This window comes from Dactylosporangium sp. NPDC000521 (genome assembly GCF_042898305.1).
Lineage (GTDB): Bacteria > Actinomycetota > Actinomycetes > Mycobacteriales > Micromonosporaceae > Dactylosporangium.
On sequence record NZ_JBIAYW010000038.1, the window covers coordinates 17731 to 34502 of the forward strand.

The 16772-nt window shown below is 71.4% G+C and carries 13 protein-coding genes; 5 read left to right on the forward strand and 8 right to left on the reverse strand.

The features are described from left to right. Positions 1-31: 31 nt before the first annotated feature. The gene (locus tag ACFY3L_RS51940; RefSeq protein WP_389342494.1) at positions 32-916 is read right to left on the reverse strand and encodes a PAC2 family protein; all 885 of its coding nucleotides are present in this window, start codon (positions 914-916) and stop codon (positions 32-34) included. Between the two features lie 105 nt (positions 917-1021). On the opposite strand from ACFY3L_RS51940, the gene ACFY3L_RS51945 reads away from it, so the two are divergent. Together ACFY3L_RS51945 and ACFY3L_RS51950 are read left to right on the forward strand one after the other, a co-directional pair. Further along, positions 1022-2056 (forward strand): ketopantoate reductase family protein, encoded by a 1035-nt coding sequence (locus tag ACFY3L_RS51945; RefSeq protein ID WP_389342497.1) that lies wholly within the window; start codon positions 1022-1024, stop codon positions 2054-2056. Between the two features lie 54 nt (positions 2057-2110). Continuing rightward, positions 2111-2746, forward strand: a complete 636-nt coding sequence (locus ACFY3L_RS51950) for an HAD family hydrolase (RefSeq protein WP_389342601.1) — start codon at positions 2111-2113, stop codon at positions 2744-2746. A gap of 206 nt (positions 2747-2952) precedes the next feature. Here ACFY3L_RS51950 and ACFY3L_RS51955 read toward each other — a convergent pair whose 3' ends face one another. From ACFY3L_RS51955 to ACFY3L_RS51985, 7 genes are all read right to left on the reverse strand, one after another. Further along, positions 2953-5505, reverse strand: a complete 2553-nt coding sequence (locus tag ACFY3L_RS51955) for an ABC transporter permease (RefSeq protein WP_389342500.1) — start codon at positions 5503-5505, stop codon at positions 2953-2955. 2 nt (positions 5506-5507) lie between these two features. Then, on the reverse strand, positions 5508-6263 hold the full coding sequence (locus tag ACFY3L_RS51960) for an ABC transporter ATP-binding protein (RefSeq protein WP_389342503.1): 756 nt from the start codon (positions 6261-6263) through the stop codon (positions 5508-5510). Between the two features lie 224 nt (positions 6264-6487). Then, positions 6488-9037, reverse strand: a complete 2550-nt coding sequence (locus ACFY3L_RS51965; RefSeq protein WP_389342506.1) for an ABC transporter permease — start codon at positions 9035-9037, stop codon at positions 6488-6490. Positions 9038-9040: 3 nt separating this feature from the next. Further along, the gene (locus ACFY3L_RS51970; RefSeq protein ID WP_389342509.1) at positions 9041-9826 is read right to left on the reverse strand and encodes an ABC transporter ATP-binding protein; all 786 of its coding nucleotides are present in this window, start codon (positions 9824-9826) and stop codon (positions 9041-9043) included. A gap of 104 nt (positions 9827-9930) precedes the next feature. Further along, positions 9931-10536, reverse strand: coding sequence for a response regulator (locus tag ACFY3L_RS51975; RefSeq protein ID WP_389342604.1), 606 nt, complete (start codon positions 10534-10536; stop codon positions 9931-9933). A gap of 80 nt (positions 10537-10616) precedes the next feature. Further along, positions 10617-11825 carry a sensor histidine kinase gene (locus ACFY3L_RS51980; protein ID WP_389342512.1) on the reverse strand — a complete coding sequence of 403 codons (1209 nt, stop codon included), beginning with the start codon at positions 11823-11825 and terminating at the stop codon, positions 10617-10619. A gap of 1327 nt (positions 11826-13152) precedes the next feature. Beyond that, positions 13153-14007 carry a RecB family exonuclease gene (locus ACFY3L_RS51985; RefSeq protein WP_389342515.1) on the reverse strand — a complete coding sequence of 285 codons (855 nt, stop codon included), beginning with the start codon at positions 14005-14007 and terminating at the stop codon, positions 13153-13155. Positions 14008-14086: 79 nt separating this feature from the next. Here ACFY3L_RS51985 and ACFY3L_RS51990 point away from each other — a divergent pair, with 79 nt between their 5' ends. The 3 genes from ACFY3L_RS51990 to ACFY3L_RS52000 are packed head-to-tail and all read left to right on the forward strand — an operon-like array spanning position 14087 to position 16768. Further along, positions 14087-15289: a site-2 protease family protein gene (locus ACFY3L_RS51990; protein ID WP_389342518.1), complete on the forward strand. Its 1203-nt coding sequence runs from the start codon at positions 14087-14089 to the stop codon at positions 15287-15289. After that, positions 15286-16221, forward strand: coding sequence for a tRNA (adenine-N1)-methyltransferase (locus ACFY3L_RS51995; RefSeq protein WP_389342521.1), 936 nt, complete (start codon positions 15286-15288; stop codon positions 16219-16221). Before ACFY3L_RS51990 ends, ACFY3L_RS51995 begins: the two co-directional genes overlap by 4 nt. After that, positions 16199-16768: a hypothetical protein gene (locus ACFY3L_RS52000; RefSeq protein ID WP_033362888.1), complete on the forward strand. Its 570-nt coding sequence runs from the start codon at positions 16199-16201 to the stop codon at positions 16766-16768. The genes ACFY3L_RS51995 and ACFY3L_RS52000 overlap by 23 nt, the downstream gene beginning before the upstream one ends. Positions 16769-16772: the final 4 nt, after the last annotated feature.

A 16772-nucleotide genomic window follows, 5' to 3' on the forward strand; every position in this document is an offset into this window, starting at 1 on the left:
GCCGCCGCGGCCCCCTTCCACCGGACAGCTGCTACCAGGCGCCGGTCGCGGACGGGCCGGCCTGGCCGCCGCGGCGGCGGAGGTACTTCTCGAACTCCTGGGCGATCTCGTCGCCCGACAGCGGCTGCAGGCCCGCGTCGCCGGAGCGCTCCTCCAGCTCGCGGACATACTCGGCGAGCTCGGCGTCCTGCTCGGCGGCCTGCTTGAGCCGCTCCTCCCAGTCCGAGGACTCCTTCGCCAGGTCGCCGGTCGGCACGGGGAGGTCCAAGACCTCCTCGACGCGGTGCAGCAGCGCAAGGGTCGCCTTCGGGCACGGCGGGTTGTTGGCGTAGTGCGGCACGTGCACCCAGAAGGACACGGCCTCCAGGTCGGCGCGGGCGCACGCGTCGTGCAGGATGCCGACGATGCCGGTGGGCCCCTCGTACCGCGTGGGCGTCAGGCCGAGCCGCTCGCTGGTGTCGGTGGTGGTGGCGCCGCGGGGCGCGGAGCCGCTGACCGGCAGCGGGCGGGTGTAGGGCACGTCGGCGAGCAGCGCGCCGAGCAGCACGATCCGGCTCACCTCGAGGCTGTGGCAGACCTCGAGGACCTGCTCGCAGAACGTGCGCCACCGCATGCTCGGCTCGATCCCGCGGATCAGGACGATGTCACGCTCCGCGTCGGGCGGCGTGGCCACCGAGAATCGGGTGGTGGGCCATTCGATGCGGCGGGTCTCACCCTCGGACATCATCACCGTCGGCCGGTTGACCTGGAAGTCGTAGAAGTCCTCCGGGTCGAGCGAGGCGATGGGCTCGGCGCCCCATTCCTGTTCGAGGTGCTCGACGACGGCGGTCGACGCGTCGGCAGCGTCGTTCCACCCTTCGAACGCGGCAATCGCGACAGGGGAGCGCAGCACGGGCAGGCCGTCGAACTCGGTCACGGTCCCAGCCTACGTTGGACACCGCCGGATGGCTTGCCGGCCGCGCCAGGGTGTCGGTTTCCAAGATCACGTATTCCCCCGGCCGGCGGTGAATACTCTGGGTCGATGCGATGGCTGATGTACGGGGCGGGCGCGGTCGGCGGCGTGGTCGCGGGCCGGCTGGCGATGGCGGGGCACGACGTGGCGGTCGTCGCGCGGGGTGCGCACCTGGAGGCGATCCGCCGCGACGGGTTGACGCTGCGGCAGCCGTCGGGTGACACGGTCGTGAAGATCGACGCGGTCGGGCATCCGGGGGACACCGGCAAGGACGTCGTCGTGCTCGGTATGAAGGGCATGGACACCGCCGCGGCGCTGGTCGCCCTCGAAGGCTTCGACGGGCCGGTCGTGTGCCTGCAGAACGGGGTCGCCAACGAGCGCGCCGCCCTGCGGCACAACGCCTGCGTGTACGGCGTCCACGTGATCCTGCCCGCCAGCCACCTGGAGCCGGGCGTGGTGACCGCGCACTGCGCCCCGGTCCCCGGCATCCTCGACCTCGGCAGGTACCCGTCCGGCAGCGACCCGACCGCGGCGGCCCTCGCCGGTGACCTGGAGTCGGCCGGGTTCGTGTCGCAGCCGCGGGCGGACATCATGCGCTGGAAGTACCGCAAGCTGCTGCTGAACCTGGGCAACGCCGTCGAGGCGCTGTGCGGCCGGGTCGACGGCGTCGACGAGGCGGCCGAGCGGGTCCGGGCGGAGGGTGAGGCGGTGCTGCGGCACGCGGGGATCGACGTCGCGTCCGCGGAGGAGGACCGGGAGCGGCGCGGCGACATCATGCGGTGGCCCGCCGGCAGCCCGCTGGGTGCGGGGCGGGCCGGCGGGTCGTCGTGGCAGAGCCTCGCCCGCGGCACCGGCACGGTGGAGGCCGACTACCTCAACGGCGAGATCGTGCTGCTCGGCCGCCTGCACGGGATGCCGGCCCCGGCGAACGAGACGGCGCGGCGGCTCGTGCAGCGCGCGGCCCGCTCGCACGACGGGCCGGGCAGCATGACGCCGGCCGAGTTCCTGGCGGCGGTGAACGCGGCGGTGGACACGGCCGTGGACGCGGCGGTGGACACGGCCGTGGACGCGGCCGTGACCTTGGGCACGAACGACGGACGGTGACCGGGGCATTCAGGCAAAATCCGTCAGGTGGCTTCTGACGACCGGCTCGCGGCCGTGCTCTTCGACATGGACGGCACCCTCGTCGACAGTGAGAAGGTGTGGTCCGTCGGCCTGACCGAGCTCGCCGCGCACTACGGCGGTGAACTGTCCGCGCAGGCCAGGCACGCGATGGTCGGCACCAACATGACCGACTCGATGCGGCTGCTGCACGCCGACCTCGGGCTGCCCGCCAGCGTCAGCACCGACGGGAGCGTCCGGTGGCTGGAGGCCCGGGTCAAGGAGCTCTTCCACGGCGGCGTCGAGTGGCGGCCCGGTGCCAAGGAGCTGCTCGCCGCGCTGCGGGCGGAGGATGTACCGCTCGCGCTGGTCACCGCCACGCACCGGCACCTGGTGGACGTGGCGCTGCTGACGATCGGGGCGGACAACTTCGACGCGGTCGTCGCCGGTGACGAGGTGGACGAGACGAAGCCGCACCCGATGCCGTACCTGACCGCGGCGCGGCTGCTCGGGGCGGCGGCGATGGACTGCGTGGCGGTGGAGGACTCGCCGAACGGGGTGCGCAGCGCCCGGGCCGCCGGCTGCACGGTCCTGGCCGTGCCGTGCGAGGTCGACCTGGACCCGACCGGCGTGACCCTCGTCGGGTCGCTGCTCGACGTCGACGTCGCTTACCTGCGCAAACTGGTCGCCTGACGGCGCCCGCGGCCCCGGCTGGACAGCGATGTGGCGGCCGGCTTCCGGTCGCCTGGCGAGGTCGCGGATCGTCGTGCGGGCCGGTCGCGCCGCGGCTGCCCGTACCGACGCGGCGAACGCGGACGGAGAAGGGGCGCCTCCCCGTGAAGGCGCCCCTTGCTTCCGTGCTTCCGTGCTTCCGAGCTTCCGAGCTTCCTGTGGCGGGCTCAGTCGTGCGCGATCGCCTGCAGGACGTTGACCCGCGAGGCCCGGATCGACGGCAGGATCGCCGCGATGACCCCGACCAGGGCGGCGAGCAGCAGGTACGTCGCCATCTGCGTCCACGGGAACGCCATCTTGCTGAAGCCCTCGTCCTTGAGCGCCTTGACCACTGCCGCGCCGAGGCCCGCACCGACGCCGAGGCCGAGCAGCGCGCCGAAGGTGGAGATGACGACCGCCTCGACGGTGACCATCCGCATCGTCTGCGCCCTGCGCATCCCGATCGCGCGGAGCAGCCCCAGCTCGCGGGTGCGCTCCAGCACCGACAGGGCGAGGGTGTTGACGATGCCGAGGACCGCGATGAGGATCGCCAGCGCCAGCAGGATCTGGATCATCATCAGCAGCTGGTCGAACTGCGCGGACTGGGCGTCGACGAACTCGGCGCGGTTCGCGACCGATACCTCCGGGTTGTCGACGAGCAGCTGGTCGACCTGCCGCTGGATGTCGGCGACCGCGGTGCCGTCGCTGACGCGCAGGAAACCCCACGACGGCTGGGCGGCGCGGAAGTCCTTCACCACGTCACCGGAGACGATCAGCCCACCCATGACGTCGTTCTTCTGGTACAGGCCGACGATCTTCACGGTGTGCGGCTCGCCGCGGGTGAACTGCATCGTCATCGTCGAGCCCAGCTTCAGGTTTTGCTTCTTCGCGGTGTCGACGTCGATGACGGCCTGGTCCGGGCCGCTCCAGGCGAGCGTCCCCTCGGTCGCGACCAGCTTGAACATGCCGGCGTAGGCGGCCATGTCGGGTGTCGCGGAGATGCCCCGGCCCTCGCCGTCGACCTGCGCGAAGTCCCAGTACTCGCTGGCGGTGCTCGACACGCCCGGCAGTTTCGCCGCGGCGGTCATGACGGCCGGGTCGAACTTCGCCGGTCCGTTGTCGTCGCCGTCGCCGGAGATGATCAGGTCGACGGTGACCTGGGTCGCGGCCTGCGACGACAGGCTCTGCTTCGCCGAGGCGAGGATGACGTTGACGCCGGTGATCAGGGCCAGGCCGACCATGAGCGCGGCCGCGGTGATCGCGGTGCGCCGCGGGTTGCGGCCCGAGTTGAGCCGGCCCAGCTTGCCGGGCACCGACCAGGAGAACAGCCGGCCGAGCAGCGCGACCACGGGCCGGGCCAGCAGCGGCGTGAGCAGCGCGACGCCGATGAAGCTGATCAGGACGCCGCCGAGGATGAGCCACAGCGTGTTGTCGCCCTGCCCGGCCAGGCCGAGGCCGAGCATCGTGCCGCCGGCCGCGCCGATGAGGGCGCCGCTGACGGTGAGCTTGGTCAGCGGGCGGTCCGGGGTCGCGACCTCCTGCAGCGCCGCGATCGGCGGGATGCGGGAGGCGCGCAGCGCCGGCAGGACCGCGGCGACGACCGTCACCAGCAGACCGACCACGAACGCGCTGATCACGGCGGCGGCGGGGACGCCGACGCTGGCGAGGGCGACGCCGCTGACGTTGCCGAACACCCAGGCGAGCAGGACGCCGACGCCGATGCCGGCGGCGAGGCCCAGGACCGAGGCGATGAGCCCGATCGCGACCGCCTCGATGATCACCGAGCCGAGCGTCTGGCTGCGGCTGCCGCCGAGGGCCCGCATCAGCGCCAGCTCGCGCGTCCGCTGCGCGACGATGATCGAGAACGTGTTGAGGATGAGGAACGTGCCGACGAACAGGGCGACCCCGGCGAAGCCGATCAGGATGTTGTTGAAGAACGACAGCCCTTCACGGAAGTCCTTCGTCGTCTCGTCCTGCAGCTGCTTGCCGGTCTTGACCTGGAACCCGCCGGCCTCGCCGCCGAGCGCGGCGGCGACGTCGGCGCGCAGCTGGTCGTGCGTGACGCCGGGTGCGGCGGTGACCTTGATCGAGCTGTACACGTCCTTCTCGCCGAGCATCAGCTCCTGCGCGACCGGCGTGGTGAAGAAGACCTCGAGCGAGCCGCCGAGTGAGTCGCGGTCGCCGCTGTAGCCGACGATGCCGACGAGCTTGAACACCTTCTTGCCGGGCTGCAGCGTCAGGACGCCGACGTCGTCGCCGACCTTGACGCCGGCGGCCTTCGCCGTGGTCGCGTTGACCACGATCTCGTCGTCGGCCTGCGGGCCGCGGCCCTCCCGCAGCTGCATCAGGTCGGACGTGCCGGCCCAGTTCTCGCCGAGCCGTGGCGGGCCGAACGTGGTGACGACCTTGCCGTTCTTGCCGATGACGCGGGCGCCGTCGGCGTTGGCCTCGCCGACGACCTTCGCGACGCCGGGCACGTTCTTCAGCTTCTCCAGCGTCGCCGCCGGGATGTTCGACGTCTGCGACGGCCCCATGTCCTGGTCGTCGACCTTCGGCTTCTGGGTCACCTGGACGTCGGTGTCCTCGAACACCGACGCGAACAGGCTGTCGAACGAGCGTCCCATCGTGTCGGTGAGCACGAACGCCCCCGACACGAACATCACCCCCAGCACCACGGCCAGGCCCGACAGGACCAGCCGCAGCTTGCGGGAGAGCAGGCTCTTCAGCGTGGCGCGCAGCATCGTCAGGCCGCCTTGTCGAGACGCTTGAGACGGTCGAGGACGGCGTCGGCGGTCGGCGCGTACAGCTCGTCGACGATGTGCCCGTCGGCGAGGAACACGACCCGGTCGGCGTAGGAGGCGGCGTTCGGGTCGTGGGTGACCATGACGATGGTCTGGCCGAAGTCGCGGACCGAGTTGCGCAGGAACGCGAGGACCTCCGCACCCGACCGGGAGTCGAGGTTGCCGGTCGGCTCGTCGGCGAAGATGACCTCCGGCCGTGACACGAGCGCCCGGGCGCACGCGACCCGCTGCTGCTGGCCGCCGGACAGCTGGCTCGGCCGGTGCTTGAGCCGGTCCCGCAGCCCGACGGTCTCGATCACGGTGTTGTACCAGGCGGCGTCGGGCTTCCTGCCCGCGATCGACAGCGGCAGCAGGATGTTCTCCTCGGCGGTCAGCGTCGGCAGCAGGTTGAACTGCTGGAAGATGAACCCGACCTTGGTGCGGCGCAGGTTCGTCAGGCCCCGGTCCGACAGGCCGGTGATCTTCGAGTCGCCGATGTAGACCTCACCGCGCGACACGGCGTCCAGCCCGGCCAGGCAGTGCATGAGCGTCGACTTGCCCGAGCCCGACGGGCCCATGATCGCGGTGAACCGGCCCTTCTCGAGCTCCACGGAAACGCCGCCGAGCGCGTTGACCTGCGCCTCGCCCGTGCCGTAGACCTTCCAGACGTCGACCGCCTTCGCGGCCACCTCGGTGCGTGTCGCAACCGATGCAGTCATGATTCCCCCTGGTGAATGGTGTGCCTTCATCCTCGGGGCGGTTCCGGCTCGTCTCGTCCGCCCGCAGGGCGACCCGACCACCGGTTTTGGACGGGGGTTTGGCCCGGAGTGGAAATCAGGGTCATCCCCTAGCCCGCCATTCTCAGCCTTCACAGAAAGGGCTCCGGAAAAGCGGAAAGCCGGTCGGGGGAGACCCCCGACCGGCCTTTTGTCAGCGCTGGTGCCTATTCGTAAGCGATGGCGTTGAGCACGTTGAGGCGCACCGCCCGGATCGCGGGGATCAGGCCGGCGACCGCGCCGATGACGAGTGCCCCGATGATGTAGGCGATCATGTACCCCCAGGGCAGCGTGACCGCGCCGAAGCCGATCACCGACTTGAGGGCGGTGACCGTCGCCGCGCCGAGCCCGGCCCCGACGACGAGCCCGAGCACCGTGCCGAACAGTGTGATCACCACGGACTCGATCGTCACCATCGACCACGTCTGGCTGCGCCGCAGGCCGATCGCCCGCAGCATCCCCAGCTCCCTGGTCCGCTCGATCACCGACAGCAGCAGCGTGTTGATGACCCCGAGCACCGAGATGCCCAGCGCGATGAACAGCAGCACCTGCACGATGATCAGCGCCACGTCGAACTGCTGCCGGCTGGAGCCGACGAGCTCGTCCTTCGTCTGGACGCTGACCTCGGGGTTGTTCTTCAGCACCCCTTCGATCGCGGCCTTCGCGTCGGTGACCGCGACCCCGTCCTTCACCTTCACCATCGCCTGGATCGGCTGCGGGAACGCGAACCCGGCCTGCGCGTCGGCGTCGGAGATGACGACGCCGTTGCCGTTCGTGGTCGAGTTGCTGATCCCGACCAGCGTCAGCGTCTTCGTCTGCCCCTTCGAGAACGTCACCGTGACGGTGGTGCCGACCGTGTACTTGCGGTCCTTCGCGGTCTTCTCGTCGGTCGTGAACTCGCCGCTGGCGAGGTGGTCGATCCGGCCCGCGACCGGGTGCAGCTTCAGCACGGTGATCGCGGCCGCCGAGTCGTCGTAGGCGAACACGAAGTCCTGCTTGCCGTTGAGCTGCACCCCGTCGTAGGTCACCGAGGCGACCGTCTGCGCCTGCGGCAGCGCCTTGATCTGCTTGAGCTCGTCGGGCTGGATGACCGGCGGCACGTCTGACGTCTGCTGCCCGTAGACGACCAGGTCGGCCTGCAGGTCCTTCTCCACCGACTCGCCGATCGCCGTCGACAGCGACGAGAAGATCGTCGAGATCATCGTGATGATCGCGATGCCGATCATGACCGCGCCGGCCGTGATCGCGGTGCGTCGCGGGTTGCGCGACGAGTTGCGCCGCCCCAGCCTGCCCGGCACCGAGAAGGAGAACACCGCGCCGAGCCCGGCGACCAGCGGCCGGCTGATGATCGGCGCGAGCAGCGCCACGCCGATCAGTGTCAGCAGCACCCCGCCGAACACCAGCAGCAGCGTCGCGTCGCCGGCGCCGGCCAGGCCCCACGACAGCGAGCCGACGCCGACCGCGGTGACGAGGCCACCGGCGATGGTGATGCCGGTCAGCGGCTTGTCCGTGGTCGCGGCGTCCCGCATCGCCGCGATCGGCGCGACCCGGGCCGCCTTGATCGCCGGCAGCACCGCCGAGATCATCGTGACCAGGATGCCGATCGTGAACGACGTCACGATCGCGGCCACCGGCAGCCCCAGGCCGGCGGAGTCCATGCCGGCCAGGGCGGTGAACGCGGTCGCCCCGAGCGCGCCGAGCCCCATGCCGACCAGGAATCCGAACAGCGACCCGACGACGCCGATGAGCAGCGCCTCCAGTAGCACCGACCGGATGATCTGCCAGCGGCTCGCGCCCATCGCCCGCAGCAGCGCCAGCTCCCGGGTGCGCTGCGACACGATGATCGAGAACGTGTTGAGGATCAGGAACACGCCGACGAGCAGCGCGATCGTGCCGAACCCGAGGAAGAAGTAGTTGAAGTACTTCAGCAGCCCCCGGATCGCCTCACTGGACGCCTTCGACAGCTCCTCGCCGGTCTGCACCGTGAACGTGGGGCCGAGCGCCGCCTTGAGGTTGTCGCGCAGCTGGTTGTCGGTGACGCCATCCTTGCCCTTGACGTCGATGACGTTGAACACGCCCGGCTCGCCGAGCATCACCTGCTGCGCTGTCGCCTCGGTGAACAGCACCGTCGTCTCGCCGGCCATCGAGTCGCGGCCGCCCGCGTACTGCATGATCCCGGCGATCTTGTAGGTCTTGCGGGCCTCGGCGCGGGCGATGACGTCGACGGAGTCGCCGACGGCGAACTTCGCCGTCTTCGCCAGCCCGTTGTTGATGACGATCTCGTCCGCGGCCGCCGGCGCGCGGCCGGCGATCAGCTTCGTCAGCTCGTCCTCGCCGGTCCAGCTGCCGCCGAACTGCCCGGACTGGCTGATGACCACCTTGCCGTTCTTGCCGATGACGCGGGCGCCGGTGACGAACACCTGCCCTGTCGCCGAGCGCACCCCGTCGACCTTCTGGACCCGCGCCACGTCGGCGGCCGGGATCGGCAGGATCGCCTGGCTGTTGCCGGACGCCTCGTCGGCCGTCGCCGACTTCGCCGTCACCTGCACGTCGGTGTAGCTGTAGATGTTGGAGAACACGTTGTCGAACGTGCGGCCCAGTGTGTCGGTGAGCACCAGCGACCCCGACACGAACATGACCGACAGCACCACGGCGAGGGTCGACAGGATCAGCCGGAGCTTGCGCGCCAGCAGGCTCTTGAGCGTCGCGCGCAGCACGCCTCAGCCCGCCTGCGGCGCGTCGGTGACGCTCTCGACCTTGGCGTCCAGGCCCTTGAGCTTGTCCAGCACCGCGTCGGCGCTCGGGGAGCGCAGCTCGTCGACGACCCGGCCGTCGGCGAGGAAGATGACCCGGTCGGCGTAGGAGGCCGCGTTCGGGTCGTGGGTCACCATGACGATCGTCTGCCCGAACTCGCGCACCGAGTTGCGCAGGAACGACAGCACCTCCGCCCCCGACCGCGAGTCGAGGTTGCCGGTCGGCTCGTCGGCGAAGATGACCTCCGGCCGCGACACGAGCGCCCGCGCGCACGCGACCCGCTGCTGCTGGCCGCCGGACAGCTGGCTCGGCCGGTGCTTGAGCCGGTCCCGCAGCCCCACCGTCTCGATCACCGTCTCATACCACTTCGGGTCGGCCTTGCGGCCCGCGATCGACAGCGGCAGCAGGATGTTCTCCTCCGCCGTCAGCGTCGGCAGCAGGTTGAACTGCTGGAAGATGAACCCGACCTTGGTCCTGCGCAGGTTCGTCAGGTCCCCGTCGGACATGCCCGTGAGCCGGGTGTCACCGACGAAGATCTCACCGCGCGTCACCGAGTCGAGCCCGGCGAGCGTGTGCATCAACGTCGACTTGCCGGACCCGGACGGGCCCATGATCGCGGTGAACTGCCCGCGCTCCAACTCGACGCTCACCCCGTGCAGCGCGATGACCTGGGCCTCGCCGCTGCCGTACACCTTCCACACGTCCACCGCGCGGGCGGCGACCGCCTGCCCGGTCGTGACTGTCGTGGTCACGCTCGATCCCCCTCTGGTTTCGTGAATGTCCTCACGCTACGGGGTGATCGTGGGTGTGCCGTCCTCCCGGGGTGCCGGTCGGGGGTACTCCTTGGGAAGGAGGCCTATGAGCCTGGGCGGACGAGGCCGGTCTCGTACGCGAGGACGACCGCCTGCACCCGGTCGCGGAGGCCGAGCTTCGTCAGCACGTGCCCGACGTGGGTCTTCACCGTCGTCTCGCTCACCGACAGCGCCCTGGCGATCTCCGAGTTGGACAGCCCCCGCGCCAGCTGCACCAGGACCTCCCGCTCCCGGTCCGTCAGCACCCGCAGGTCCCGCGGCGGCGCCGCGTCCGGGTCCGGCAGCGCGTCGGCGAACTTGTCCAGCAGCCGCTTCAGGATCCGTGGCGCGACGACCGCCTCACCGGCCGCCACCGTCCGGATCGCGGTGACCAGGTCGTCGGCCGGCACGTCCTTCGCCAGGAAGCCGCTCGCGCCGGCCCGCAACGCACCCACCACGTACTCGTCCAGGTCGAACGTCGTCAGGATCAGCACGCGTACGGGCAGCTTCGCCTCGACGATCGCGCGTGTCGCCGCCACGCCGTCCATGCGCGGCATCCGGATGTCCATCAGCACCACGTCGGGCAGCAGCCGCCGGGCCAGCTCGATCGCCTCGACCCCGTCACCCGCCTCCGCGACGATGTCGAGGTCCGTCTCGCCGCCGAGCACCATCCTGAACCCGGTGCGCAGCAGCGGCTGGTCGTCCACGAGCAGCAGCCGGATAGGCCTCTCGTTCAAGCTCTGCGCCTTTCCTATGCGGGCTGTCGTTCCACGCTGTCCGCATGCTGTTCGATGGGGATCCTCGCGTGCACACGGTAACCCCCGCCGGGCCGCGGCCCGGTGCGCAGCGTCCCCCCGTACAACATGACCCGCTCCCGCATGCCCAGCAGTCCGTGCCCGATCGCGGCCGTGCCCAGCTGCGGCCCGCGTCCGGTGTCGCACACCTCCACGACCACGTCGGTGCGGCTGAACACCATCCTCACCTCGACCGTCGCCGCGCCGGCGTGCTTCAACGCGTTCGTCAGCGCCTCCTGCACGATCCGGTAGATCGTCAGCGCGATGCCCGGGTCCAGCTGCCCCGGCACGCCATCCACCTTCAGCACCGCCTGCAGGCCCGCCTCCCGGATCTGCTCCACGAGCCCCTCCACGCCGGCGAGCCCCGGCTGCGGCGCCAGCTCACCGGCCGGCTCCGCCTCCGTGCGCAGCACCGTCAGCAGCCGCCGCATCTCCCGTAACGCGGTCCTGCCCGTCTCCTCGATCGTCGCGAGGGCCTCGTCCGCGGCGCTCGGGTCCCGCCGCAGCATCCGCCGCGACCCGGTGGCGAGCACCCCCATCACGCTCACGTGGTGCGCCACCACGTCGTGCAGCTCCCGCGCGATCCGCCGCCGCTCGTCGGCCACCGCCTGCTCCGTCAGCGCCCGCTGGCTCGTCTCCGCCGTCCTGGCCCGGTCCTCCAGCGCCGCCACATACGCCCGGCGGGTCGCCATCATCCGCCCGACCGTGAAGCACACCAGCGCGCTCATCGCGTTGAACAGCAGGAAGATCAGCGGCGTCAGCACCAGCGGCTCGTCGTCGGTGCGCCCCAGCACCGTCGCCAGCACCATCCCCGGCACCCAGATCAGCAACCCGGCCGCGATCGCCCGCTTCAACGGCAGATACGCCGCCGCGGTGTACGTGAGGACGATCACGGGGAACCCGCCGTACGTCACCGGCAGCACCCCGACGAACGGCACCACGGTGTGCGCCGCCGTGAACCACAGCGCCCCCCACAGCCACCGCCGCCGCACCGCCACCGCCAGCAACCCGATCGTGTCGAACGCCAGCTGCAGGACCAGGTCGCCGGGCCTGAACGCCTGCTGCGCGACCGCCGTCGAGGTCCCGCTGACCACGGCGAGCACGACCGCGAGGGCGATGTCCTGCACCAACGGGTCCGCTCTGCGGCTCAGCACGCGCTTCAGCACCCTTCGTACGCTATCGGCTCCAACCCTCCTTGAATTCGTCACCGCGTCCGACTCTCGCCTCCTGCTTGAGGATGAGACGCCGCTCACCCCGCGCCGCCGGACCGGTGCGAAGACCGCCTCCAGCGCTCGCGATGTCGCGATGTTCGCCGCCGTGGTGATCAAAGGACGGACCTGGTCGTGCCGGCGACCCGGACCGTCCTTCGATCAAGCGCGCCGCGGCCCGGACCCGGCGACTCGAGGCAGATCCAACGAGTCGGCGAACGGCCGGGCCCGATGTCGGCCTATCTCGCTCTACCGCACCGGCAAGGCGTGCGGGACCCGGCGACTCGGGCATCTCGCTGGCTCGGCGCGTGCGACGTCGGCCACATTCGCCGAACCGGGCCGCCGCTCCGCGGCCTGGGCGGTCCGGTTCGCGAGAATCCGCGGAACGCCACAGGTCCTGTGCGCGACACGCCCGACCGTGTCCTCGACCCTTGCCGAACCGCCGGCCGGCGGGTCCGCCATCATCTGGCCCGCGACCGAGCCGCGGCTCGGATAACACATGCACCGGCCGCGACCGATCCACGACGGCGGCGGACACGATGGTGCGAACTCGCCGCGTGATCCCTGGCGAGCACCTGCGACAAGGCCGGCTCGACCGGGCCCGGATGATGCCGTACCGAGCCGCCTCCGCGCCGGGGGCTACCTGGGCCGGCCCGCCTCGCAACCTGGTCCGCACCGTGCCCGTGCCGTACGCACCGGACGCGACCGGTCCACGACAGCGGTGGGCGCTTCGGTTCGAAGGCGCCGTGCTGTGCCGCATCCGCGCCGGGAGCGTACCTGGGCCGGCCCGCCTCGCAACCTGGTCCGCACCGTGCCCGCACCGTACGCACCGGACGCGACCGGTCCACGACAGCGGTGGGACGCTTCGGTTCGAAGGCGCCGTACCGTGCCGCATCCGCGCTTACCCAGGCCAGCCCGCGTCGTGCCCGGCCCGCGTCGTGCCCGCGCTGCATCCGCACCAGGCCTGTCTGGGCCCAGTCATGCCGCACCCTGGCCGGGCCGCCTCCGGGCCTACGAAGGACCTGAGGCCGCGCCGGACTCACCGCGTCACCGCGCTGGACGCCATCCGTCACCGGACGGCTCTGGCCGCGCCGGGCCTGGGCGGAGCGGCCCACCGGTGCGTCGCGCGGCGATTGGACACCGCCGCCGGCACCGCGTCGGTCCCGATCCGGTCGCGTGCCATCCGCACCGTGCCGGTCCCGGACGAGCCGAGCGACACACCGCACCGTTCCCGCCCCGCCCCGCGCCTGGCCGGGCCGGACCGGACCGGGAACAGCGGCGAGGGTCACTCGTCCCGGCCAGCCGCGGGCTCCTCCTCCGTCGACAACGGCAGGGCGGCGGCCGCCGCCGGCTCGGGGAACGGCGGCGGCGTCCCGCCATACGCCGGGCACAGCGCCTGGTGGGCGCACCAGCCGCACAGCCGGCTCGGCTGGGCCCTGAAGTCGCGGTCAGCGGTCGCGCGCTCGATCGCCTGCCACAGGGCCAGCAGCGTCCGCTCGAACCGGGCCAGCTCGTCGGCGTCCGGGGAGAAGTCGCAGACCTCGCGGTCCTTCAGGTACATGAGGCGTAAGACACGGGGCACCACACCCCGGGTCCGCCACAGGACCAGCGCGTAGAACTTCAGCTGGAACATGGCGCGTGCCTCGAAGGCCTCGCGGGGCGCGCCACCGGTCTTGTAGTCCACGACGCGGAGGTCGCCGGCGGGGGAGACGTCGAGGCGGTCGATGTAGCCGCGGATGACGAGCTTGCCGTCGACCTCCGCCTGGACGAACGCCTCCCGCTCCGCGGGCTCCAGCCGGTTGGGGTCCTCGACGGCGAAGTAGCCGCCGAGCAGCTCGCGGCTGGACTCCAGGAACGCCTCCGTGTCGGCGAACAGGTCGGCGAGGCCCTCCTCGGACTCCACGAGACGCTGCCACTGCGGCTCGACGAGGGCGGCGGCCCGCTCGGGGGTGCGGGTGCCGGTCGGCTCGTCGAACAGCGCCTCCAGCACGGCGTGCACGAGCGTGCCTCGCATCTGGTCGGGCGTGGGGCGCTCGGGCAGCCGGTCGATGCTGCGGAACCGGTACAGCAATGGACAGGTCTTGAAGTCCGCGGCGCGCGACGGCGACAACGTAGGCAGGGTGGTGATGGTCTCCGTCATGCGTGGAAGGTTAGGCCACGGGTACGACAGTTTTCTCGGACCGACCCCTCGGCGCGGACTACACGTAGCATCATGGGCGATGGACGACTACCGCTCGGCACCCGCGCCGACGTCGTCGGCTGCCCGGACCCGGCCGCCGGAGCGCGGCTCCGGGATCCCGCTGGGTCGGCTGTTCGGCGTCCCGATCTACCTCGCCCCGTCCTGGTTGCTGCTCGCCGCGCTGATCACGCTGACGTATAGCCAGTTCCTGTCGTCGCAGCGGGCGCTGCCGATGACCACGGGATTCGTGCTGGGGTTCGGGTTCGTGGTGTGCCTGCTGGTGTCGGTGCTGCTGCACGAGCTCGGCCACGCGGTGACGAGCCGGCACAGCGGGATCGGTGTGAGCGGCATCACGCTGGAGATGCTCGGCGGCTACACGGAGATGGAGCGGGAGGCGCCGCGCCCGGGCGTGGAGCTGTTCGTGTCGCTCGCCGGGCCGGCCGTGTCGCTGCTGCTGGGGCTGCTGGCGGGCGCCGTCGCGCTGGTGCTGCCGGCGCACAGCCTCGCCGAGACGTTCGCGTTCCAGCTGGCGTTGAGCAACATCGTGGTGGCCGTGTTCAACGCGCTGCCCGGGCTGCCCCTGGACGGCGGGCGGGCGCTGCAGGCCCTGGTCTGGAAGATCAGCGGGGACCCGAATCTCGGCCGGCGGGTCGCCGGCTGGTCGGGGCGGCTCGTCGCGGTCGCCACCGCCGCCACCGTGGTCGTGCTGTACTCCCAGGGCGTCCTCGACCGGGTCTTCGGCCTGCTCTTCACGCTGCTGGTCAGCATCACCATGTGGGTCGGCGCCGGTCAGGCGATCCGGCACGGGCGGGTGGCGTCCAGCCTGCCGCCGTTCAACGCGCGGGAGCTGGCCAGGCCGGTGATCCCCGTCGCCGCGGCCACGCCGCTGGCGGAGGCGGAGCGGATCGCCCAGCAGAACGGCGGCCAGCACCTGGCCGTCGTGGACGGGGCCGGGGCGATGCTCGGGTTCGTGCACGGCGCGTCCGCGCGGGCGGTCCCGGCGGAGCGCCGGCCGTGGGTGCCGATCGGTGACGTCACCCGCCGGATCGACGAGCACCACGTCCTGGCAGGGGATCTGCGGGGCACGGACCTGCTCCACGCCATCCGTGACGACCCGGGCGGCGACTACCTGGTGGTCTCGGGTGAGGATGTGCACGGCGTCCTCCGCGGCGCCGAGCTGCTCTCGCTGCTCGAAACGCGCAGATCCACCAGCAGGCCCACCAGCAGAAGGAATCGCACGTGACTGTGTCCCTCGACCTCCCAACCACCCGCAGGGGACCCTTCCAGCCGGGTGACCGGGTCCAGTTGACCGACCCGAAGGGGCGGATGCACACGATCGTGCTCGAGCCGGGCAAGGAGTTCCACACCCACCGGGGCGCCCTGCCGCACGACGACCTGATCGGCGCGCCCGACGGCAGCGTCGTGACGTCCGCCGGCGGCACGGCGTACCTCGCGCTGCGGCCGCTGCTGTCGGACTACGTGCTGTCCATGCCCCGCGGCGCCCAGGTCATCTACCCGAAGGACGCCGCGCAGATCTGCGCGATGGGTGACATCTTCCCCGGCGCGCGGGTCCTGGAGGCCGGCGCCGGGTCGGGCGCGCTGACGTGCTCGCTGCTCAGGGCGGTCGGCCCGACGGGCACGGTGACGAGCTACGAGATGCGCGAGGACTTCGCGGCCATCGCCCGGCGCAACGTCGAGGCCTTCCTCGGCGGCCCCGTACAGGGGTGGACCTTGCGGGTAGGTGACGTAGCAGGCTGCGAAGATGTCGGTTTTGATCGGATAATCCTAGACATGCTGACCCCGTGGGAGATCTTGCCGCTCGTGTCGCGGGCGCTGATCCCGGGCGGGGTGTTCATCGGCTATGTGGCGACCACGCCACAGCTGTCCGAGCTGGTGGAGGCGTTGCGCGAGGACGGTGGCTACACGGAGCCCCGGGCCTGGGAGAGCCTGGTGCGTGACTGGCACGTCGAGGGGCTCGCGGTGCGCCCCGATCACAGGATGATCGCGCACACCGCGTTCCTCGTCAGTGCCCGGAAGCTGGCGCCGGGGGTGACGGCGCCGCCGCGGCGCCGCAAGCCGAGCAAGGGCGCCGAAGCGTACGCGGCGCGGCGGTTGGCAGCCGCCGCGGTCGCACGGGAGGAGGAGGCAAAGGATGAGCCGTCCGAGCTTCAGTGACCTACCTGCCGTATTTCCGGACTGGTCGCCCTATCCGGACCTCGAGTCAGCGGCCAGGGCATACCTGCGGGATCCGGACATCGCGCTCGACGCGATGGCCGGGGTCCTGCGCGGGCAGAGTGTGCTCGGTTTCACGCTCGAGCGGTTCGTCAACGACGTCAACGGGGTATGGCAGGAGGTCGTCGTCTGCGACGGCACCCGGCTCATCCTGTGGCACGGCGAGGACATCCCGCCCGAGGAGGCGCCACCGGGCTCGATGACGTCGTCGCTGCGGGTGGTGGCGCTCTCGGCGGTGACCGAGGTCGGCTGCCGGCGCCGGCTCAGCCGCAACCCCAACGGGCACGCGCGGGTGGACAGCGTCGACGTCTACCTGCTGCTGACCTCACTCGACGAGGCGAACGTCGCCGCCGAAGAGGCGGGCTCCGTGATCCGGCACGACGCGCTGCGCTTCGGCAAGACCCTCGACGACGGCGGCGCGGGACAGATCGCCCGTTTGGAGGAGTTTGCCCGGCTCGTCTCTTCTCTCGTGGGCAAACCGATGCTGTGAGGAA